This is a genomic window from Photobacterium aquimaris, assembly GCF_002954455.1.
Lineage (GTDB): Bacteria > Pseudomonadota > Gammaproteobacteria > Enterobacterales > Vibrionaceae > Photobacterium > Photobacterium aquimaris.
Window position 1 is genome coordinate 61,278 of the sequence record NZ_MSCC01000005.1, and the last position, 22,801, is coordinate 84,078.

Annotated in this window: 21 protein-coding genes; 6 read left to right on the top strand and 15 right to left on the bottom strand. The window is 40.5% G+C overall.

Features of this window, described 5'->3' with window-relative positions:
• Window positions 1–105: 105 nt before the first annotated feature.
• From BTN98_RS19060 to aspA, 4 genes are all read right to left on the bottom strand, one after another.
• A complete protein-coding gene (locus tag BTN98_RS19060) occupies window positions 106–735 on the bottom strand; it encodes a response regulator (protein WP_060998666.1) in 630 nt (209 codons plus the stop codon).
• A gap of 123 nt (window positions 736–858) precedes the next feature.
• Window positions 859–1,308 carry a thioredoxin fold domain-containing protein gene (locus BTN98_RS19065; protein WP_162271149.1) on the bottom strand — a complete coding sequence of 150 codons (450 nt, stop codon included), beginning with the start codon at window positions 1,306–1,308 and terminating at the stop codon, window positions 859–861.
• Window positions 1,309–1,500: 192 nt separating this feature from the next.
• Window positions 1,501–2,808: an anaerobic C4-dicarboxylate transporter gene (locus BTN98_RS19070; protein WP_060998668.1), complete on the bottom strand. Its 1,308-nt coding sequence runs from the start codon at window positions 2,806–2,808 to the stop codon at window positions 1,501–1,503.
• A 115-nt stretch (window positions 2,809–2,923) separates the two neighbouring features.
• Window positions 2,924–4,384, bottom strand: coding sequence for an aspartate ammonia-lyase (gene aspA, locus BTN98_RS19075; RefSeq protein ID WP_082732174.1), 1,461 nt, complete (start codon window positions 4,382–4,384; stop codon window positions 2,924–2,926).
• A 448-nt stretch (window positions 4,385–4,832) separates the two neighbouring features.
• Here aspA and BTN98_RS19080 point away from each other — a divergent pair, with 448 nt between their 5' ends.
• Window positions 4,833–5,327 carry an FxsA family protein gene (locus BTN98_RS19080; protein ID WP_060998669.1) on the top strand — a complete coding sequence of 165 codons (495 nt, stop codon included), beginning with the start codon at window positions 4,833–4,835 and terminating at the stop codon, window positions 5,325–5,327.
• Window positions 5,328–5,399: 72 nt separating this feature from the next.
• Here BTN98_RS19080 and BTN98_RS19085 read toward each other — a convergent pair whose 3' ends face one another.
• On the bottom strand, window positions 5,400–6,764 hold the full coding sequence (locus BTN98_RS19085; RefSeq protein ID WP_060998670.1) for an MATE family efflux transporter: 1,365 nt from the start codon (window positions 6,762–6,764) through the stop codon (window positions 5,400–5,402).
• Between the two features lie 207 nt (window positions 6,765–6,971).
• On the opposite strand from BTN98_RS19085, the gene BTN98_RS19090 reads away from it, so the two are divergent.
• Both BTN98_RS19090 and groL read left to right on the top strand, forming a co-directional pair.
• Window positions 6,972–7,262 (top strand): co-chaperone GroES, encoded by a 291-nt coding sequence (locus BTN98_RS19090; protein WP_036788874.1) that lies wholly within the window; start codon window positions 6,972–6,974, stop codon window positions 7,260–7,262.
• Between the two features lie 42 nt (window positions 7,263–7,304).
• Window positions 7,305–8,948, top strand: a complete 1,644-nt coding sequence (gene groL, locus BTN98_RS19095) for a chaperonin GroEL (RefSeq protein WP_060998671.1) — start codon at window positions 7,305–7,307, stop codon at window positions 8,946–8,948.
• A gap of 880 nt (window positions 8,949–9,828) precedes the next feature.
• On the opposite strand, the gene BTN98_RS19100 is transcribed toward groL, so the two are convergent.
• From BTN98_RS19100 to epmB, 3 genes are all read right to left on the bottom strand, one after another.
• Window positions 9,829–10,287 (bottom strand): hypothetical protein, encoded by a 459-nt coding sequence (locus BTN98_RS19100; protein WP_060998672.1) that lies wholly within the window; start codon window positions 10,285–10,287, stop codon window positions 9,829–9,831.
• 418 nt (window positions 10,288–10,705) lie between these two features.
• Complete coding sequence (gene rimK / locus BTN98_RS19105) at window positions 10,706–11,611, bottom strand: 30S ribosomal protein S6--L-glutamate ligase (protein ID WP_060998673.1); 906 nt, start codon at window positions 11,609–11,611, stop codon at window positions 10,706–10,708.
• 447 nt (window positions 11,612–12,058) lie between these two features.
• On the bottom strand, window positions 12,059–13,081 hold the full coding sequence (gene epmB, locus BTN98_RS19110; protein WP_060998674.1) for an EF-P beta-lysylation protein EpmB: 1,023 nt from the start codon (window positions 13,079–13,081) through the stop codon (window positions 12,059–12,061).
• A 33-nt stretch (window positions 13,082–13,114) separates the two neighbouring features.
• On the opposite strand from epmB, the gene efp reads away from it, so the two are divergent.
• Window positions 13,115–13,681, top strand: coding sequence for an elongation factor P (efp, locus tag BTN98_RS19115; protein WP_045038111.1), 567 nt, complete (start codon window positions 13,115–13,117; stop codon window positions 13,679–13,681).
• A 145-nt stretch (window positions 13,682–13,826) separates the two neighbouring features.
• On the opposite strand, the gene frdD is transcribed toward efp, so the two are convergent.
• From frdD to frdA, 4 genes are read right to left on the bottom strand one after another with little or no spacing between them, the layout of a single operon-like run.
• Window positions 13,827–14,189, bottom strand: a complete 363-nt coding sequence (frdD, locus tag BTN98_RS19120; protein ID WP_060998675.1) for a fumarate reductase subunit FrdD — start codon at window positions 14,187–14,189, stop codon at window positions 13,827–13,829.
• A 10-nt stretch (window positions 14,190–14,199) separates the two neighbouring features.
• Window positions 14,200–14,583, bottom strand: coding sequence for a fumarate reductase subunit FrdC (gene frdC / locus BTN98_RS19125; RefSeq protein WP_060998676.1), 384 nt, complete (start codon window positions 14,581–14,583; stop codon window positions 14,200–14,202).
• A 2-nt stretch (window positions 14,584–14,585) separates the two neighbouring features.
• Window positions 14,586–15,326 carry a succinate dehydrogenase/fumarate reductase iron-sulfur subunit gene (locus BTN98_RS19130; RefSeq protein WP_060998677.1) on the bottom strand — a complete coding sequence of 247 codons (741 nt, stop codon included), beginning with the start codon at window positions 15,324–15,326 and terminating at the stop codon, window positions 14,586–14,588.
• On the bottom strand, window positions 15,326–17,134 hold the full coding sequence (frdA, locus tag BTN98_RS19135; RefSeq protein WP_060998678.1) for a fumarate reductase (quinol) flavoprotein subunit: 1,809 nt from the start codon (window positions 17,132–17,134) through the stop codon (window positions 15,326–15,328). Before frdA ends, BTN98_RS19130 begins: the two co-directional genes overlap by 1 nt.
• Window positions 17,135–17,689: 555 nt before the next feature.
• Between frdA and epmA the strand changes: the two genes are divergently transcribed.
• Window positions 17,690–18,661, top strand: coding sequence for an elongation factor P--(R)-beta-lysine ligase (gene epmA, locus BTN98_RS19140; RefSeq protein WP_060998679.1), 972 nt, complete (start codon window positions 17,690–17,692; stop codon window positions 18,659–18,661).
• A 263-nt stretch (window positions 18,662–18,924) separates the two neighbouring features.
• On the opposite strand, the gene BTN98_RS19145 is transcribed toward epmA, so the two are convergent.
• The 3 genes from BTN98_RS19145 to rsgA all read right to left on the bottom strand — a co-directional run bounded on the left by BTN98_RS19145 (window position 18,925) and on the right by rsgA (window position 22,060).
• Window positions 18,925–19,650 (bottom strand): carbonic anhydrase, encoded by a 726-nt coding sequence (locus tag BTN98_RS19145; RefSeq protein ID WP_087821864.1) that lies wholly within the window; start codon window positions 19,648–19,650, stop codon window positions 18,925–18,927.
• Between the two features lie 264 nt (window positions 19,651–19,914).
• Window positions 19,915–20,781, bottom strand: a complete 867-nt coding sequence (gene asd, locus BTN98_RS19150) for an archaetidylserine decarboxylase (protein WP_060998729.1) — start codon at window positions 20,779–20,781, stop codon at window positions 19,915–19,917.
• A gap of 226 nt (window positions 20,782–21,007) precedes the next feature.
• The gene (gene rsgA, locus BTN98_RS19155; protein ID WP_060998681.1) at window positions 21,008–22,060 is read right to left on the bottom strand and encodes a small ribosomal subunit biogenesis GTPase RsgA; all 1,053 of its coding nucleotides are present in this window, start codon (window positions 22,058–22,060) and stop codon (window positions 21,008–21,010) included.
• A gap of 72 nt (window positions 22,061–22,132) precedes the next feature.
• Here rsgA and orn point away from each other — a divergent pair, with 72 nt between their 5' ends.
• Window positions 22,133–22,678, top strand: coding sequence for an oligoribonuclease (gene orn, locus BTN98_RS19160; protein ID WP_060998682.1), 546 nt, complete (start codon window positions 22,133–22,135; stop codon window positions 22,676–22,678).
• Window positions 22,679–22,801 lie beyond the last annotated feature (123 nt).

The window sequence follows — 22,801 nt, forward strand, 5'->3', positions numbered from 1 at the left end:
TAACGCAAAAACGCCTACTAATGAGGCGTTTTTGAGATCTATATCGAGTTATATCTGCTATGGCGTAGGCAAGGGGTAGGCTAAGGTCTAAGGGAGTGTTGTGGATTAATTAATTTCTAACTGTTGTAATAATATTACTGCTTGAGTACGGTTTTTAACTTCTAATTTTCGAAAAATAGCGGTCATATGTGCTTTGATTGTTGCTTCAGAAACATTGAGTTCATAAGCGATTTGTTTATTGAGTAAGCCTTCGGTCAACATGGTTAACACTTTATATTGTTGCGGTGTTAATGCTGCGATTTTGGTGGCTAATTGTTGATTATGTGGATTGTGATTGATGGTGGTAGGAAAATAAGGTTCACCATTAAGGATTTGTTTTAATGCGCTTAATAAGACGTGCATATCACTGGATTTGGGAATGAATCCAAATGCGCCATGGCTATAAACTTGTTGAACTACAGTGTCTTCTTCGCTGGCTGAAATGACGACAATAGCTAACTCTGGATACTGCTGCCGTAATTGAATCAGCCCTGACATACCATTGGAGCCTGGCATTTTGAGATCAAGGAGTAATAAATCGATATCACCACTTTTATCAAGCAAAGCAAATAATGAATCTTGCGAATCTGCTTCAAGGAGATTTGCGCCGCTGATAGCCATATGAATTGATTGAAACAGAGCATTGCGAAACAGCGGATGATCATCGGCGATAACAATGGTGTAGTGAACGTCCATGGTGATGCCTATTGTCGTGATTGATTTTTTGACGTTAACATTTCACTAACTAAGGTGCAATTTAGTCACTGCAGAGATTGGATCTTGATCGCGGTTGTCATTGTGGTTATGTAATTGTATGCGTTATTTGGCGTTAGTTTGTGAGATTGACGGTGATGCAATAGAGAATATCGGTTGTTGTAAATGGGCACTAAAATTATCGGCATTGATAAAACCACTTATTCTTGCTTGTGGCAAAGGGTGGCCTTGAGGATCCCAAAATAATAAGCTTGGAAAACCGATAACGTTAAGGTGCTGCATTAATGCAATATCAGCAGTAGAGTTGGCCGTTACATCTGCTTTTAAGCGGGTAAAGTTATTGAGTTGGAGAATAACTTTACCCGCAGGAAAGGTCTGTTGCGAGAGGGCAGCACAGGGGGAACACCAGGCTGCATAAACATCAAGTATCACTGGACGTTGCTGTTTAGCGGCGATACTAAGGGCATATTGTAATTCTGAAATTGAATTAACAAGGGTAAATTTAAGCGCTGCTGGCGTTTTTTTAGTAAATAAAAAGTAACCACTTACTATCATTATAAGCACTATAAATATGCTGATAAATGATGTTTTTTTGTTGATAGTGATCATGACTTGCCATCCTTGCCGTCGTTAAGTGTGCTGAGAGCGGATTTAGAAATAAGACTATATTTAGCTTAGCAATGATTTATCACAACCAAAAAAAAGCTGCTCGAAAGCAGCTTTTGAACACTTAGGGGGAAGTGTTAATTATAGAATGAAGCTACCGAATAAGAAGCCTAATGCGACTGAAGTAGTAATGGTAACTACACCAGGAATAAAGAATGGATGGTTAAAGACCCAGTTACCAATTCGCGTTGAACCAGTGTCATCCATTTCTACCGCAGCTAATAGCGTTGGGTAGGTTGGTAACACGAACAATGCACTAACAGCAGCAAAAGAAGCCACCATGGTTAGCGGTGCAACACCAATAGCTAATGCTGCTGGCATTAATGCTGTCGTCGTCGCGCCTTGAGAGTAAAGTAGCATTGAAGCAAAGAATAAAATCAGTGCTAGCATCCAAGGGTGGCCACTTAATAATGAACCTGCAATTTCTTTAATGCCATCAACGTGAGCGTTAACGAAAGTCGCACCTAACCAAGCAACACCAAGTACACAAATACAAGCAGTCATACCAGAGCGGAACGTTGGTGCTGATGGAATTTCAGCAGCATCAATCTTAGTGATCCATACCGTTACTGCCGCAGAGGTAAGCATCACTGCAATGATTGCTTCGTTACGACCTAGTGTTGGATCGGTAATTAAGCCAATAGAATGAGAAATCGCAGCGGCATAACAAACAACCAGTACAATCGCAGTAATGAAAATGTAAGTTGCTTTACGCGCTGTTGGTTTAATATCGCGCTTACCCGTTTGTTCAATATTGACTAAACCTTTGGCTAAACGATCTTGGTAAACTGGATCATCTTTAAGTTCACAACCCATAAAGTTAGCCACAAAAGCACCAACCATACAGGCAATAAATGTGGTTGGAATACAAATAGCAAGCAGCGTAATGTAGCTAACCCCAACAGGTTCAAGAATACCAGAGAAGAACACTACAGCGGCTGAAATAGGTGAGGCTGTTATAGCGATTTGTGATGCAATAACGGCAATGGAAAGTGGGCGAGAAGGGCGAATGCCTTGACCTTTAGCCACTTCAGCAATAACGGGTAAGGTTGAAAACGCAGTATGTCCTGTACCTGCTAATACTGTCATTAAATAGGTTACGATAGGCGCATAAAAGGTAATACGCTTAGGGTGTTTACGAAGGAAGTTTTCTGCAAGCTCTACCAGCCAGTCCATACCACCGGCAACTTGCATCGCGGCAATGGCTGTGATCACTGACATAATAATTAAAATAACATCAATAGGGATCAGAGACTCACTAGTGGGAACACCAAAGATCAATGATAATACTAATACACCTGCACCACCGGCGAAGCCGATACCAATACCGCCAATCCGTGAGCCTAAATAAATAAAGCCCAGAACGACCAAGAGTTCAATTCCAGTCATAGAATTTTTCCTGTCTAAAAGTTTAATGATAAAAATAAAAAATAGGATTTGTTCACAAAAAAAAGCGGATAATCAAATGACAATCCGCTGGTATTCTCCTCAGACGCTAACGTTTTTAGTTATAACGTTTAGCTTTATATTGAGGATGCATTAAGTTTTCGATGGAGAAGATATCATCTAATTGCTCCTCAGTCAGTAATCCTCGCTCAAGTACCACTTCACGGACACTCTTACCGGTTTCTGCACAAATCTTACCAACAATATCACCTTCATGATGGCCAATGAATGGGTTTAGATAAGTCACGATACCAATTGAATTAAAGACGTAGCTTTCACACACTTCTTTGTTAACCGTAATACCTTCGATGCATTTCTCACGTAGGTTAATACATGCATTTTTAAGCAGGCCGATTGATTCAAAAATCGCTTGGCCAATCACTGGTTCCATTACGTTTAGCTGTAATTGACCCGCTTCTGCTGCAAAAGTGATGGTCGTGTCGTTACCAATGACTTTAAAGCAAACTTGGTTAACCACTTCAGGGATAACCGGGTTTACTTTCGCTGGCATAATAGAAGAGCCAGCTTGCATTTCAGGTAGGTTAATTTCGTTTAGACCCGTACGCGGACCTGAAGAAAGTAAACGTAAGTCATTACAAATCTTAGATAACTTAACAGCAGTACGTTTTAGTGCGCCGTGAACCATTACGTAAGCGCCACAATCTGATGTCGCTTCGATTAAATCTTCTGCAGCTACAACAGGTAAACCTGTGATTTCAGCAAGACGTTGAACAGATAACTGTTGGTAGCCTGTTGCAGCGTTCAGACCAGTACCGATCGCAGTTGCACCAAGGTTAACTTCAAGTAGCAGTTGTGCTGTGTATTGAAGGTTTTTAATTTCTTCTTTTAGCAGTACACCATATGCATGGAATTCTTGACCGACAGTCATCGGTACTGCGTCTTGAAGCTGAGTACGACCCATTTTCAGAATGTTTGCAAATTCAGTTGCTTTAACATCAAATGCTGTTTTTAAGTAATCCAATGCTTCCAACATGCTAATGATGCTGTTGTATACCGCTACACGGAAACCTGTTGGGTAAGCACAGTTAGTTGATTGTGATTTGTTTACATGGTCATTTGGGTTAACGATGTCGTAGCGACCTTTTTCTTCACCCATGATTTCAAGTGCAAGGTTAGCAATAACTTCGTTAGTGTTCATATTAACAGATGTGCCAGCACCACCTTGGAAAACGTCAGATGGGAATTGATCCATGCAACGGCCACTTTCAAGAATAAGATCACACGCTTGAACAATGTAATTACCGATGTCAGAAGGAATAGCACCAAGCTCTTTGTTAGCCATAGCTGCTGCTTTTTTGGTAAAGACCATACCACGTACAAATTCAGGAACATCAGAAATTGTTGTATTTGAAATATTGAAGTTTTCAATTGCACGTAGAGTGTGAATGCCCCAATAAGCATCCGCTGGAACATGACGTTCACCTAGTAGATCTTCTTCGATACGTGTTGCAACATTCAGTGTTGCATTATTTTTTTCAAGATCAATCATCTGAGACATAATATAGCCCTTTGCAAATCTTTATAATTAGAATCAATAAGTAAGCCAACATTTATAGCGATAATCCATTGTCGCAAAGTTGTGGCTAGATGATCGTACCTGACACCTTAATTGCAGCCGATAATACTCCCCTCAACCGCTAAAAACATAACCAAGATCACTTTTTACGAGAGCTTGTTAATCTTTGCACGGAAACGCGATCTCTTTCACATTTTCTGTTAACAGTAGTACGTTATTTCGCATGTAAAATGAAGAAAAATGACAAGATGTGAATAAATTGTGGTGTGTCAATGATAGTTTTGCGAGCAAATTCAAATTACACTCTTGTCTTATTTGTTAACACTTTTCAGAGAGCTAATAAAATTTGTACTGAGTAATTGGCGTTATAATCAGGTAATGTTTACTACTGTGCATCAGCATGAAACTATTTAATTAAAAGGGGTTGTTTGTGTTTCCACTGTTAATGTTATTGTTTATTGTGGTGCCGATAGTTGAAATTGGCTTATTCATTCAGGTGGGGGGGTTATTAGGTTTGTGGCCAACGATTGCGATTGTGTTATTGACTGCAGTTATTGGGGCATCATTAGTGAGAAGTCAAGGTATTGCAACCTTAATCTCGGTACAAAATAAGCTCCAACAAGGCGAAATGCCAACTCAAGAAATTGTTGAAGGAATGCTACTTGCCGTTGCCGGAGTATTATTATTAACTCCAGGATTTATGACCGACGCATTAGGGCTCGTATTATTATTGCCATCATCACGGGCGAAAGTAGCACAATTATTAATGCAAAAAGTGACGCTAAAAAGTAATTTTAGTCATTTCGGTGGTGGTTTTTCACAGCATCGGCATTCAGAACATGGTGCCAATGGTGATGTGTTTGATGGTGAATATGAGCGTACAGATGAGCATAAAAATAACAATTCTAATCATCGATTACCGTAATTGTAACATTTAGCCTGTTTATTGGTGATGAATAAAAAAGCAGCGATGGCTGCTTTTTTTTATTCATGCTATTCATATTCTATTGAGTGTAAATAGCTGCTCTTTACGTAGTTTTCGCGCGTAATAATAGGCCCCAATACCACTAATAATATTGGCAACTGCAATGCCAATAAATAGTCCTTCAGTGCCATGAATATAACTGCCGATCCATGCCGCGGGTAGTAATAACACAAATAGCCGCAGTAGATTCCAGCACAGTGCATTAATGGTTTTGTGCAGTGCATTAAGAGCGCTAATTAACAGCATACAAATCGCTTGTAGCCCATAGCTTGCAGGTACTACTAATAAGTAATGCCACAATTGATTTTGAACTATGCTGTCTTTAGAAAATAAAGCCGCTAATGGCATACTTAATGGCACCATCGCAATAAAAACCAGCAACTGAAACCCAATCGCAAAATGCATGGCAGTAAAAAGTGCGCTAAACGCCCGCTGTGGTTTTTGTGCGCCTAAATTTTGTGCCATAAATGGCATTAATGCTGATCCAAGTGCCATCATCACAATCACTAATAATGACTCGACCCGCATTGCTGCACCATAAGCCGCCACTGAGGCCGTGCTTTGACTTGCCAATAGTGCCATTAATAACGCTCCCGATAATGGGTTGAGTGCCGTCGATAAACCAGCAGGAACACCAATATGCAAAATTTGTTGCCAATCTTTTTTTAGTAATTTCCATTGCGGTAGAATCAATAATTTTTCTTTTTTCTTAAGTAGATACACAGAAGCTGTGAGTGCAAATACCCAACTGATACCACTGGCAATAGCTGCGCCTTGAACACCTAAAGCAGGAAAAGGGCCATAGCCAAAAATTAATAAAGGATCTAAAAGGCCGTTGATAACGCCAGCGATGACCATGATTTTGGCGGGGCTTTTAGCGTCACCAGTTGCTCGAATAGCACTATTACCCGCCATTGGGATCACCAGTAATGGAATCGCGATATACCACACTGTCATATATTGCTCGATGATCGGTAATAATTCCGCAGATGCACCCATTAAGGTAAATAAAGGTTTAATGGTGAGCAATCCAATGATCGATCCAATAATCATTAATAGCAGGCTTAGTAATAATCCATGGGTAGTAATACGGGCCGCGCTGTGGCTATCACCTTGACCTAGCATGCGTCCAATACTAGTTGAGATACCGACGTTCATACCCATAGTGATACAGTTCAAGCCAAAGGTAACAGGAAAGGTAAAACTGACCGCTGCCAGTGCGTTAGTGCCCAAGCGTGAAATAAAGAAAGTATCGACTAAATTAAACATTAAAATCGCGATCATACCAAACACCATTGGCACGGTTAAACGACGTAAGGCATCTGGTATCGGGGCCGATAATAATCGATGTTTATCTGACTTGAGTAGTGTTGCCATAGTGGTCTCAAAAAAAGGATGCTTGCATACCCTAATGCAAAGTGTGTGATCGGGCAAAATTTCTCAAATAAATAACAAAAAAAAGCCGCCTAAACCTTGGGATTTAGAAATTCGACCCAACATCTTAGTGATATAGAAAGTCACACAAGCACAAGCTTGTCGGCTTAAAATCATGGACATTACCTTAATTATCAGGAGAGACGACCAATGAACATTCGTCCTTTACACGACCGAGTTATCGTTGAACGCCAAGAAGTTGAATCTAAGTCTGCCGGTGGCATCGTGTTAACTGGTTCAGCTGCTGAAAAATCTACTCGCGGTAAAATCCTTGCTGTAGGTAAAGGTCGCATTCTAGAAAATGGCACCGTACAACCACTTGATGTACAAGTAGGCGACGTGGTTATTTTTGCTGAAGGTTACGGCACTAAAACTGAAAAAATTGACGGTAAAGAAGTTCTTATCATGTCTGAAAATGACATTATGGCAATCGTTGAATAATCCGATCACATTAAATTAAGAATTAAGAAAGGAAATCCTAAGATGGCTGCTAAAGACGTTAAGTTTGGTAACGACGCACGAATTAAAATGCTAGAAGGCGTAAATATTCTGGCTGATGCGGTAAAAGTAACATTAGGTCCTAAAGGCCGTAATGTTGTACTTGATAAATCATTTGGTGCACCAACTATCACTAAAGATGGTGTTTCTGTAGCGCGTGAAATTGAACTTGAAGATAAGTTCCAAAACATGGGCGCACAAATGGTTAAAGAAGTGGCTTCACAAGCGAATGACGCTGCGGGCGACGGTACAACAACAGCAACAGTACTTGCACAAGCAATTATTGCTGAAGGTCTAAAAGCCGTTGCTGCTGGTATGAACCCAATGGATCTTAAGCGCGGTATCGACAAAGCTGTTGTTGCTGCGGTAGCAGAGCTAAAAGCATTATCTGTTCCTTGTGCAGATACAAAAGCTATCGCACAGGTAGGTACTATCTCTGCAAACTCTGACACAACTGTTGGTAATCTTATTGCAGAAGCAATGGAAAAAGTAGGCCGTGATGGTGTTATTACGGTTGAAGAAGGTCAAGCACTTCAAGACGAATTAGACGTTGTTGAAGGTATGCAGTTTGATCGTGGTTACCTATCTCCATATTTCATTAACAACCAAGAAGCGGGCTCTGTGGATCTAGAAAGTCCATTTATCCTATTGGTTGATAAGAAAGTTTCAAATATCCGTGAACTTCTTCCTGCATTAGAGGGCGTAGCAAAAGCATCTCGTCCATTACTTATTGTTGCTGAAGATGTTGAAGGTGAAGCACTAGCAACATTAGTTGTGAACAACATGCGTGGTATCGTTAAAGTTGCTGCTGTTAAAGCACCTGGCTTTGGTGATCGTCGTAAAGCAATGCTACAAGATATCGCGGTACTAACATCAGGTACTGTTATCTCTGAAGAGATTGGTCTAGAGCTTGAGAAAGTTCAACTAGAAGATCTTGGTCAAGCTAAGCGTGTAACTATCACCAAAGAAACCACCACTATCATTGATGGTGCTGGTGAAGAAACAATGATTCAAGGTCGTGTTGCACAAATTCGTCAACAAATCGAAGATGCAACCTCTGACTACGATAAAGAAAAACTTCAAGAGCGTGTAGCTAAACTTGCTGGCGGCGTAGCTGTTATCAAGGTTGGTGCGGCAACTGAAGTTGAAATGAAAGAGAAGAAAGATCGCGTAGAAGATGCATTACATGCAACTCGTGCAGCGGTTGAGGAAGGTGTTGTAGCGGGTGGTGGTGTAGCACTTATTCGTGCAGCGTCTAAAGTTGTTAACCTTGTTGGTGATAACGAAGAGCAAAATGTGGGTATCCGTGTAGCACTTCGTGCAATGGAAGCACCACTACGTCAAATCGTTAAGAACGCAGGTGATGAAGAATCTGTTGTTGCTAATAACGTTCGTGCTGGCGACGCTAACTACGGTTACAACGCAGCGACTGGCGAATATGGCGATATGATTGAGATGGGTATTCTTGATCCAACCAAAGTAACCCGTTCTGCACTTCAGTTTGCTGCCTCTGTAGCAGGTCTTATGATCACTACTGAAGCGATGATCACTGATAAAGCATCTGATGCTCCTTCAATGCCTGATATGGGTGGCATGGGCGGTATGGGTGGCATGGGCGGTATGATGTAAGCCCATTTATAACCTTAGAGATTAAGTTCTCTGTGTTATAAAACTTATCGTTATAAAAAGTCGAGCATAGCTCGACTTTTTTATTGCCTCAAGATAATTGCGCTATGTCGTCAACGGTACAAATTTTTATCACGAACAATGTGCACAGTTCACATGGATTATTCCTCGAAAAGCTGTACGTAAATAAATAACAATAAAAACAATAAGTTAAATGTTAATATCAGTAATTATATAATGATGGGTAATTTGTACACGTTTTTTATGAACATTTAATGAAAAGCTGATCAAAATGAGTTGCCGATTTCAGTGTAGAATAAATAGTTAACGAAACCGTAATGGCGGCCATTATTATGAAAAATCAGCAAATAACAAACTATCCATATAATGGCAGCTAAATATATATTTTAATGGCAAACAATTCTTTTGATTTTTTTATTAATTTTATCTAAAAAATGCAATTTATTGTTTTTATACTTTTAGTTGTTAGTACAGCTATTTTGTATTGATAGTGAGTTTTTAAGAACATTAACAATAAACCCTAGAGCATTAAATTATTGCTTCATGACGTGGTTGAAGAATTGATTTGATAGGCGCATAGATAATTAGTAAAAACCAATCAGTATATATTATGTAAAGAGTCGTTTTACGAGGACATCAAAAAGTTCATTGTGAACTTTAGTTTGTGGGATAAAAAGCTCGAAAAGCTGCACGGTGTTAATATCGTTATTTATCAGTTGGTTAGCTTGGTTTTTTTAAGGGTGTTTTTTGATTTTTAGTTTGTACACCAAAAAGGTTTAATTTGCGTCATTAGCTGCACTGGTTGTGGGAAGGGAATGAAGCCCTGATGTTATGACATTAAGGGCTTTGAATTGGGGGGTTATTAGTTATTCGTTGGCAGATGTTGTTGGTTGAGTTCTACCCATGCAGCCATAAAACAAATGATAAACGATTGAATATAGCCACGTAAATCAACCTCACCTTGCACAAGTACATCATCAGCATTTGATTCCATATTGAACGAAACCTTACTTTCTTTGATGCTAAAGAATACCCGTCCAATCAAGACAAAGTTATCGCCATTATCATCTGGGTTATATACCATGCCTGCGCCAATTTGATCATGCTCAGTAATTTGTAATGCACTGAATGCTAATTTTTCTGCGCCTTCAAAACCAAATCCAGCATAACGTTTACCTTGCTCCGGTTGTTGCAGTAGCTGTGAAATTAACTGGGTGTAGGTTGTTAATGCTTCACTAGGGATCTCGTTAGTATTTACCTGACCCATACTAAATGGCTTATCGTCTTCTATCATTTCAACGGCATAGCTAAAATCAGTCATTGCTAATCCTTGTTAAGTTTTGTCATCATTATAATGTTTATACGTTAGCGTAATTTGCTGCTCGTCGGTAATATTAATCGATGTCTTAACGGCTGAGTGTTTTAAAGCTCACATTTATTATCAATAACCATCTCTTTTGAGAGAAGGGTAGGCATATTTTTAAACAAAATGGCGAATCGTGAGTATTGGTAATGCTATAAGCTTAAAGCTTTAGTTCGTCATGGAAAAAGCTCAAAAGGCTGTACAATTATTTATTATTAAATATCAATTGGTTACGGTTAGTTTTTTACATTATCGATAGCGGTGGTGGTTCGCACACCTTTTTGCTGTTTTTTTTTACAAAAAGGTGTGCGTCATTGGTCGAATAATAAAAAAGCAGCCTTATGTGGCTGCTTGTTAACAATAGCATCACGCTAATTTATTGGTTTTTTAGATGGCGATGGCTTTTTTTGCCAGCATTTTTTTCAATATAATCAATGATCATGCCTGCGATATCTTTGCCTGTTGCTGCTTCTATACCTTCTAGACCGGGAGAGGAGTTTACTTCCATGATCAGTGGTCCGCGTTTAGAACGTAATAAATCAACCCCTGCAACACTGAGTCCCATTGCCTTGGCTGCAGCAATCGCTGTTTTACGCTCTTCTGGTGTAATACGAATTAATGAAGCACTACCACCGCGGTGTAAGTTAGAGCGGAATTCCCCTTCTGCTGCTTGGCGTTTCATTGAGGCGATAACTTTATCACCAATCACAAAACAACGTATATCAGCTCCGCCAGCTTCCTCTATATATTCTTGCACCATGATATGAGCTTTAAGCCCCATAAATGCTTCAATAACACTTTCTGCTGCTTTTTGAGTTTCAGCAAGTACAACGCCAATACCTTGCGTGCCTTCTAACAGCTTTATTACCAATGGCGCACCGCCGACCATTTTAATCAGATCTAACACATCATCAGGTTTACTGGCAAAGCCAGTTATTGGCATACCAACCCCTTCGCGGCTCAGTAACTGTAATGAGCGTAGTTTGTCGCGAGAGCGTGAGATCGCAATAGATTGATTCACAGAGAACACGTTCATCATTTCAAATTGGCGTAATACGGCACAACCATAAAAAGTAATGTCTGATCCTATACGTGGAATGATGGCATCAAAGCCAATAAGATCAGTACCTTCAAAATGAATAGAAGGTTGTACTGAGTTTATATTCATGTAACAGCGAAGGGCATTGATAATAACCGCTTCATGACCACGTTGATGACAAGCCTCAAGCAGGCGACGGGTTGAATATAAGTTTGCGTCCTGTGACAAAATGCCAATTTTCATTACGGTACTCATGTTAGGGAGCTAGTTGGCAGCAGTAGTGACGGTTGGCGAACGCCTATACGAAAAAGGACTGCTGTATGAGGCGCGACTATGCACGTAAATGTTAGAAAAATCGAGATCTGCCACGATGATTTTTTTTAATGGTGAGCAACAACAATACTGCTATAAATTTAAAGTAACATCATGTGCTATTAGTTCGTTAGTTATATTGCATTAAAAGCTGTACGAGCTGTGCACTTGTTTTAAAACAATGGCTTAGTGGCGATAATTGATTGGCCTATTGTAGGTCTGAAAGTAAGTGTATGTTTTAGGTGTTTTTGGGGTGGAAAGCTGTACGTGGTGTTTTTTGTTTCTATAACAGAGTCTTACTGACTCGTGATGACGAGTCAGTATGGCTGTTGTGGTGTAGCGGCAAGAGATGAGATCGCTGAAATAAAGCAATAACCGTTATTCAAGGTGCATATCAAGCGGTGTTTTGCTACTTCTACCACCTATTTCACGGGCTAATGTTGGCACAAGGTAGCCTGAAACATTATTAATGACACCAGCCATTAATGCGCGCGCTTGTTGATCATCAACAAAGAAATGTGCCGCCCCTTGAACGTGATCAAGCACGTGTAAGTAATAAGGTAAGATCCCCGCATCAAAGAGTGCCTCACTGAGGTCTGTAAGCGCTGTGACGGAGTCATTAACCCCTTTAAGGAGAACGCTTTGGTTTAATATTGTGACTTTAGCTAGCTTAAGTTGAGTCATCGCTGTGGTTAACGCGGCATTGATTTCATTAGCATGGTTAATATGGGTTACCATGATAATTTGTAAGCGACTATTGGCAAATAATTCACATAGCGTTGGTGTAATACGATTTGGAATCACAACCGGTAAGCGGCTATGGATTCGTAATCGTTTAATGTGAGGGATCGTAGCAATATGTTCCAGTAGCCATACCAGCTCGTGATCTTTGGCCATTAAAGGATCACCACCGGATAAAATAACCTCGCTAATCTGTGGTTGGGTCGCAATGTAATCAAGGCTTTGTTGCCATACTGCTTTATTGCCTTTGTTATTTTGATAAGGGAAATGGCGTCGAAAACAATAACGGCAATTGACTGCACAACCGCCTTTAACGATCATTAAGACGCGGTTGTGGTATTTGTGTAACAGCCCAGGAATAGGGTTATCTTGTTCATCAAGGGGATCGGTTGAATAGCCTTGATGAACCTCGAATTCTTGTTCTAGCGGCAGGACTTGACGCAACAATGGATCGTATGGGTTGCCAACTTCCATTCTTTCGACAAAACTTACAGGAACACGAAGCGCAAATAATTTTTTAGCGGTGAGGCCTTTTTGCCAAGGTGTTGGATCAATTTTAAGCATATTGAGTAGCTTTAACGGATCAGATATCGCATTAGCTAGATCATTCAGCCAGTTTTGCTCAACAGATGGCACGTTTCGGGGTATGATATGCGACATTAAATACAACTCGAAGATGTTAAGAGGATTAGAATGGCGTCTTTCAGCACCAATGAATTCCGCAGCGGAATGAAAATTATGCTTGATAATGAACCATGTGTCATTATCGAAAACGAATTTGTTAAACCTGGTAAAGGTCAAGCGTTCAACCGTGTTCGTATCCGTAAACTTATTTCAGGTAAAGTTCTTGAAAAAACGTTTAAATCAGGCGAATCAGTTGAAGCTGCGGACGTAATCGATACTGAACTTGATTACCTATACAACGACGGTGAATTCTACCATTTCATGAATAATGAAACCTTTGAGCAAATCGCAGCAGACGTTAAAGCTGTTGGTGATAATGCTAAATGGTTAGTAGAAAACGATGCGTGTACGCTAACACTTTGGAACGGCAACCCTATCGTTGTTACACCTCAAAACTTTGTTGAGCTTGAAGTAACAGAGACTGATCCTGGTCTTAAGGGCGATACACAAGGCACTGGTGGTAAGCCTGCAACACTAACTACAGGCGCTGTAGTACGTGTTCCTTTATTCATCGCAATTGGCGAAGTTATCAAAGTTGATACTCGTTCTGGTGAATACGTAAGCCGTGTGAAGTAATTTCATATTGAGCTTTAAAAAAGGTCGCTTAGGCGGCCTTTTTTGTTGACTGAAATTTGTCATGAGTGATTGTAAATTAAAATGACAGCCATAAAAAAAGCACCGCAAGAGAGCGGTGCTTGTTTAGATTGTGATTACATGAAAATTAAATCATGAACACAAAGATAATTGATAATGCAGTCACCAAGAACGCTGCAGCGTAACAAGCAATTTTGCCAGCAACACCGGTGTGGAACTTAAGATCATGCATGCCGTGATGTAAACGGTGCATACCATGCCACATTGGGAGTGATAACGTTGCAATCACAAATAAGGCACCAATAAAGCTAGTCGCAAAATCTGCTGCACGCTCATAGCTAACGGCGTCTGGGCTGATAATCCCCAGCGGTACCATGATCCCTAATACTAAAATAGTAACAGGAGAGATCATTGCAAACCATGTACCGCCGGCACCAAATAAACTCCACCATACTGGCTCATCGGAACGTTTTGGATGTAAATTAATCACGAGCAGCTCCTTAAACTAGCGCTAAAACAATGGCAGTGATAACAGCAACAACTGCCCACTGTGCAAGAACGATAATCTTCTTATCTAATTTCTTGCCCTTGATGCGAATTGGCACCACTTGCGGCATCATGCTAAAGAAAGTTTGTGCATGAAATAAACTACCCGCTAACGCAATAATATTTAGAATAATAACAATTGGATTAGCCATAAAGTCTAACCAACCTTGCCATGCTTCAGGGCCTTTTACTAAACAGCCTAAGCCAAAAGTTAAGCAGATAGTAAAGAAAATTAGCGGTAATACAGTAGCTTCACGCAGCATGTAAAAACGATAGAAAGAACTGTCTTTCCACCATGTACGCGTCATTTCACGAACGTAAGGTTTACGGTTGCTCATCCTTATGCCTCCTGAGGCTTCAACATTGCAATAACGAAATCTTTAGATGATTCCACTTTGCCTTGGTTTACAGCTGCGGCTGGATCAACGCTCTTTGGACATACTTCTGAGCAGTAACCCACAAATGTACAGCCCCATGCACCATTTTCACTGTTGATTAATGCCATACGCTCATGTTGACCATGATCGCGGCTATCAAGGTTGTAACGGTGTGCCAGTGTTAGTGCTGCAGGACCGATAAATTCAGGGTTTAAACCGAATTGCGGACACGCTGCGTAGCAAAGACCACAGTTAATACAGCCAGCAAATTGCTTGTATTTTGCCATTTGCTCTGGTGTTTGTAGGTTAGTACCATCTTCAGGCTTACGATCGTTACCGATAATGTATGGCTTGATTGCTTCAAGACGCTCAATGAACGGTGTCATATCGACAATTAAGTCTTTTTCAATCGCAAAGTTAGCTAGTGGCTCAATTTTAACGCCATTTGGGTAATCGCGAAGGAAGCTCTTACAAGCTAACTTAGGCACACCATTGACCATCATGCCGCATGAACCACAGATTGCCATACGGCAAGACCAACGGTAGCTTAAGTGCTTATCAAGGTGATCTTTGATGTAACCTAATGCATCAAGTACTGACATGGTTTCATTGAACGGTACTTCAAATGTTTGTAAATACGGTTCTGCATCTGTCGCTGGGTCATAACGCAGAATTTCAACTTTTTGAATGCGATTGTCTGACATTATGCCTTTTCCTCTTGTTTTACTTCAGCAGCTTCCGCGGCAGCGGCTTCTTCAGCTGCAGCACCGTATAAACGTGCTTTTGGCTGTGATTTAGTAATAGTTACATCGCTATAATCGATGCGTGGTGCAGCACCGTCGTTGTAGAATGCCAAACTGTGCTTAAGGAAGTTAACATCATCACGTTCAGTACAGTTATCATCTAGGCGTTGGTGTGCACCACGAGATTCTGTACGTAAAATTGCAGAGTGTGCCATTGCTTCAGCAACATCTAAACCGTAACCAACTTCAATCGCATACAGTAGATCAGTGTTAAAGACTTTGCCTTTATCTTGAATACTAATATGTTTGAAACGTTGCTTTAGTTCTGCAAGCTTATCAATTGTCGCTTGCATCAAATCTTGCTGGCGATAGATACCACAACCGGCTTCCATGGTATGACCCATTTCGGTACGGATTTGGGCCCAATTCTCGTCGCCTTCTTGTGCCATTAGCGCGTCAATTCGTGCTTGTACTGCATCAATTTGAGTCTTGATCGATGCGTCGTTCCAGCCTTGGAATGCTTCTGCACGTTTTACTGCGTGTTCACCCGCAACACGACCAAATACCACAAACTCAGCCAGTGAGTTTGAACCTAAACGGTTTGCACCGTGTAGGCCAACAGAAGCACATTCACCAACAGCAAATAGACCCTTAATACGCGTCTCACATTGACCGTTAGTTTCAATACCACCCATGGTGTAGTGTACTGTTGGGCGAATTGGAATTGGCTCTTTAGCTGGATCAACGTTTACATATGCTTTTGCTAACTCACAGATGAACGGTAGACGCTCATGTAAGTACTCTTCACCAAGGTGACGCAAATCAAGCATTACTACATCACCTAGTGGGTGTTGAATAGTGTTGCCTTTTTGCTGCTCATGCCAAAACGCTTGTGAAACTTTGTCACGAGGGCCCAGTTCCATGTATTTATTTTTTGGCTCGCCTACTGGTGTCTCAGGGCCCATGCCATAATCTTGTAGGTAACGGTAACCGTTTTTATTGACGATAATACCGCCTTCACCACGACAACCTTCGGTCATCAAAATACCAGTACCTGGTAAACCAGTAGGGTGGTATTGAACAAATTCCATGTCACGTAATGGGATACCATGACGGAATGCCATTGCCATACCATCGCCAGTTACAATGCCGCCGTTAGTATTACAGTGGTAAACGCGACCCGCGCCACCTGTTGCTAGAATCACTGATTTTGCTTTAATACAAATCAGTTCACCTTCAGCCATGTGAATAGCAATCAGACCTTGTACTTCGCCATTCTCAACTAAAAGATCAACCACGAAATATTCATCGTAACGTTTGATTTGTGGGTATTTGATAGATGTCTGGAATAGGGTGTGTAGCATATGGAAGCCAGTCTTATCTGCCGCAAACCATGTGCGTTCAACTTTCATACCACCAAAACGACGTACGTTCACTTCGCCGTTTTCTTTACGGCTCCATGGACAACCCCATTGTTCCATTTGGATCATTTCACGGGTTGAGTTCTCAACGAAATATTCAACCACATCTTGTTCACATAGCCAGTCACCACCACCAACAGTATCGTTGAAGTGATTATCAAAGCTATCTTCGTCTTTGATTACGGCAGCTGATCCACCTTCTGCTGCAACGGTGTGCGAACGCATTGGGTAGACTTTTGAAATAAGTGCAATTTCTAGTTCTGGGTTTGCTTCTGCAGCAGCGATGGCAGAACGTAGGCCTGCACCACCCGCGCCAATTACAGCGATATCTGTGGTAATAGTCTTCACAGCTATCCTCCGAAAGTAAGACGGTAAAAAAATGAAAAGATGCGTCGTGCGCATCTATCCTTGAAATCCTGCGCGTATTTTATGAAACCTCATTAAGATAAAATATGATGTAGACGCGTCTTTTTAACGAAATAATCAAAAAATGTAATCTGATTACAGAAGTTGTGATTATTGTCACAATTTGTCATGTTTTGCTGGTGTTAATTAGTTGTTTTGTTTGTGATGTGTTGTTTGTGGCTTATTGATTTTGTGTTACAAGGGTGAGATGTAACACATTGTTGTTAAAGATTTAATAAGCCATTTGATGCATTTTCATGATGATGTATGTGATCTTTTTTGAGTGGTTTGTTTTAATATTGTTGCGTGTTGTGGTTTTGTTTGTTGTTAATGTTAATATTGAACGCTGAGGTGGTAATGTTTGTTTTGTTAATATCATTCATTTTTGTTCATAATTATTATTGGTAAACCATAAATATAATCTGCTCAATATTTGGTTAGAGGCATGGCTTTGTTAGAATGATGACTTAATTTCCTTTCATGTAAGAAGAAACTGTTATGTCTCAGCCTTGGCAGCCTACTGCTGATATTACTCAACTCAAACAGCGTGCTGTTTTACTTGCAACAATTCGTCAGTTTTTTGCTGATCGTGATGTTATTGAAGTGGATACGCCAGCCATGAGCCAGGCAACAGTGACGGATGTGCATTTACATGCGTTCAAAACCCAATTTGTCGGCCCTGGCTATGCTAATGGACAAACATTATATTTAATGACCAGTCCTGAATTTCATATGAAGCGTTTATTAGCTGCAGGTAGTGGTGCTATTTATCAGATCTGTAAATCATTTAGAAATGAAGAATCAGGACGTTACCATAATCCTGAGTTTACGATGTTGGAATGGTATCGACCAGGGTTTGATCATCATCAACTAATGGCAGAAATGGATGCGTTATTACAGCAAGTATTAGGTTGTGGTGCCGCTGAAAAAATGACGTATCAACAAGCTTTTATTGATGTGTTAGCGGTGTGCCCACTAGAAAGTTCGATGACCGACTTAAAAGCGGTTGCTGCTCGGTTAGGATTGGCTGATATTGCCGAGCCAGAGCAAGATCGCGACACCTTATTACAATTGCTGTTTAGTGTCGGCGTTGAAGCCAAAATTGGTCAAACAGTTCCTGCGTTTGTGTATGATTTTCCTGCGTCACAAGCAGCACTGGCTCAAATAAACCCAACCGATCCACGTGTTGCTGAGCGATTTGAAGTGTATTTTCAAGGGATTGAACTTGCGAATGGTTTTCATGAACTCGCTAACGGTGACGAGCAATTACAACGTTTTGAGGATGATAACCACAAGCGAATCAGTATGGGGTTACAACCACAACCTATCGACATGCATCTTGTTGAAGCACTACGGGCAGGATTTCCAGATTGTGCTGGGGTTGCATTAGGAATTGATCGCGTGATTATGCTGGCATTAGAGCGCGATCATATTGATCAGGTAACCGCTTTTCCAATTGAAATAGCGTAAGATTTTTCGCGGTATTATGATGTAAAAAAGCACGGTTATAATGACCGTGCTTTTTTATTATCAGCTAGTGGTTATGCACCCGTTGTTGTTAGTGATGATATATCAGTAACCGCATACGGAGGGAACGTGCGATAACATAAATGATAGTGGCTGTACGTCATGATTAAGTTAAACGGCAAGTAGGATTTCAAGGCGTTTAAACCGTGAAAAAAGTGTAGCCTGACTCACTCGCTAATGCAACTAATTATCATTTGTAATTATGGTTAATCAATCACAATTCGTGCATTTAACGGTTGTAATGGACGATTGTTATCACCCATCATTTGGTTTAATTGCTCTATTTGAGCCGCTGAACTAGTAAGATGGCTTTGCATGACATACCAGCGTACACCTTCTGTACATGGCGGTGTGGTTAATGAGCCATTGTAACGGAAATATTGACGTTCACGTGGCAGGAGCGCGTTTGGGGTTAAATCGTCATTAAAATCAATTGTTTCACCTTTCGTTGGAATCTTTTTTAATAAGGTGGTTAATTCATTATTCGCCCGCGGACCATTTTCAAACATCACCGCAATCACAGCAATATGGCCACTTGCATCAACGTTAACGAAATGTGCTTCTAATGGGTATTGCTTGCCATCAATATAGTTCTCTGACGGAGTATGGAAATGGAATTGCTTAAGAGTATAAGTATCACCATCGATAATGACTTTATTATCACCACTAACATTGACTGAAATAGTATGACCGTTATTAGTGAGGCTGGTGATTTTACCATCATAATCTATTTGTAATGGTTGGGTTTGCGCTTGAATAGGAGACACGATATCAATCGGGCTCTGATTTTCGCCGCCACAAGCAGGGTAACTATCAACCCAATGCTCAGTACCTTGTTGATCGCCGTATCCCCATGCCGCATTGGCGTGTGCAGAAAGAGAAAAGCAACTTGCTAAAGCGAGCACTAATACTGATATTGTATTTTTTTTCATTATGATTACCTATGAGTGATAATTATCCCGCTCTAATCATAGCACTTGATACGCGAGATAAAATACTAACGTTAGCATAGTAATCGTTTGATTTGTGATTGGAAAATACGATTAAGGCATAACAAAGATTGGTTGCTGCAATACCTAATGGGATAAGGGATAGTAATTAATACCAGCAGGGAGTTGATAAAAGACGATATGTTTATAAATCGGCGTTAGCAACACGGAGCAATTGCTGCCCCGTGTAAGTATTATTAAACGATTTTATTTAATTACACTTTCAGCATAAGGTTGTCCCATGCGTGTCACTTGACGTGGTTGCATGTTTTCAACAAAGCGAATGCTATTTTTAGGGAATAAGTTAATTACCGTAGAGCCGAGCTTGAAACGGCCCATCTCTTGCCCTTTCTTTAGGCTGATAGCATCTTCACCAGTAGTCGAGTAATTCCAGCGACGGATCTCTGGACCTGTAGGTGGTGTTACTGTTCCTGCCCATACTGTTTCAATGCTACCGACAATGGTGGCACCAACCAATACTTGAGCTAATGGCCCAAATTCTGTTTCAAAGATACATACAACACGTTCATTACGCGCAAATAAGTTGGGTACATTTTCTGCGGTGAGAGGGTTAACAGAGAAAAGATCACCAGGAATATAAATCATTTGGCGTAGTACACCATCACATGGCATGTGAACACGGTGGTAGTCACTTGGCGATAGGTATAATGTCGCAAAGTCCCCGCCCATAAATTCATCTGCTAAATCGCTATCGCCACCTAATAACTCACAGGCATTAAAATAATGACCTTTAGCTTGGAATAGACGTCCTGCTTTAATTGGACCAAATTGGCTAACACAAGCATCAGCTGGATGACTAATGATATGTTGATCATTATTGATAGGGCGAGCGCCTTCTACTAGTTCACGTACAAAAAAAGCATTAAAAGTAGGATAGGCTGCAGGATCCGGATTCCGTGCTTCTGCCATATTGACGTTATATTGTTTAATGAACCAACGAATAATAGTAGTAGTTAGTTTTCCACCTTCATGAGCCGCCAGTTTACCTACTAAACGGGTTAACGCATGCTTTGGCATACAATATTGAAGGCCAATCTTAATCTTATCTAGCACAATCATTCTTCCAGTAAATATTAATTAATCAATAAGTTAGTTATTCTTTTCTTATTTGGAAGAATAACGTCAACCCGTAATAATACCGAACTATTTTAATAATGTCAGTTATTGTGGCGTTATAGCGGCAGTAGATAAGTGAAGTTTGTCGGTATTTATTTAAATCGTTGCAGATAAAAAATAAGCCCAAGAAAATAGTAAAATTCGCTTAGGCTTGTATTTATTATCAGTTTGGCTTGTTACGTGAAAATTGACGATTTGCCACATTTTCCGACATGCTTTCAATGATTTTATGGTAGCTATTATAACGTTCACGACTAATATCACCACGTTCTACGGCTTCGCGAATGATACAACCAGGATCGTTACCGTGTTTACAGTCACGGAACTTACAGCCACCTAAATATTGACGAAATTCAACAAAAGCTTCGGTAATTTGCTCTGGTTCTAAATGCCACAGACCAAATTCACGCACTCCTGGTGAGTCGATTAAATCACCTCCGTCTGCAAAGTGATATAACCTTGCAGCTGTCGTCGTATGTTGACCTAAACCTGAGTTAGTTGAAACGTCACCAATATCAGCTTCAACATCAGGCATTAGTGCATTAACCATACTTGATTTACCTACACCTGATTGACCAGCAAAGATACTAACGTGATCTTTTAAATCAATTTTTAGATCATCAAGACCTTCACCTGTATCGGTACTGACTAAGCGAACGCTATAACCAATATTCTGGTATTGCGTTAACTTACGTTCAACATCAACCCGCTGTTCTGGTGTTAGTAAGTCAACTTTATTAACCACAATTAATGGTTTAATGCCGATGGTTTCAGCAGCAATAATGTAACGGTCAATAATGTTAAGCGATAGCTCGGGTAGAATTGATGACACGATCACAATTCGATCAACGTTAGCTGCTACAGCTTTTACACCGTCGTAGTAATCTGGACGGGTTAACATTGATTTGCGTTCATGCACGGCTTCTACAACACCGGCAATGCCTTGTAAGGCCTCAACGCCAGGACGCCAAACGACACGATCTCCAGAAACAAGGCTCTGAATACTGCGACGTAGGTTACAGCGATGAATAATACCCGTTTGCGGATCTTCAACATCAGCGTGTTGACCGAAGCGAGTAATAACCAGCCCTTCGCGAGCATTTTCCAATAAGGCTTCATCCCATTGGACTTCATTTTTTGCGCGATCTAGGCGCTTATTTTGGTTAGAGCGGACACGTCGGCTCTGACCTTGAGTTAATTTTTTCTTTTTTGCCACAAGAATATCGTTCTGTTTGGTTGGCTTTCGGTATTATCATACATGGTTTAGTCACAAAAGAGGCAATATCGAATGACAATCAGCGATCAGAACCTTATTTGGATTGATCTGGAAATGACCGGATTAGACCCAGAAACTCATAAAATCATTGAAATCGCCACAGTTGTAACCGATCCTCAGCTTAATGTGTTGGCAGAAGGTCCTGTTCTAGCTATTTATCAGCCAGAAGCTGAATTAGCAAAAATGGATGATTGGTGTACAACTACACACACTAATAGTGGTTTAGTTGAACGTATTCGTCAAAGTACGATCACTGAAGCGCAAGCTGTCGCTCAGACCGTTGCTTTTTTAGAGCAGTGGGTACCAAAAGGTGTATCACCGATCTGTGGTAACAGTATTGGGCAAGATCGTCGATTCTTATATAAGCACATGCCTGTACTTGAACAGTATTTCCATTACCGTTATCTTGATGTGAGCACACTTAAAGAATTGACGCGTCGTTGGAAGCCAGAGCTACTTGATGGCTTTTCTAAGCAAGGTAGTCATTTAGCATTGGATGATATTCACGACTCAATTGCTGAGTTGCGCTATTATCGTGAGCATATTTTCAATATTTGATGCTTAAATAAGCAGTTGGAAAATAATCTGCGTTTTTTGGTTTAAGAACTATTGCATCCGGCAATTTTAGTCGTATAATGCGCAGCCTCGAAAGGAGATAACGAGTTTGTTTTCTTTCGTTGT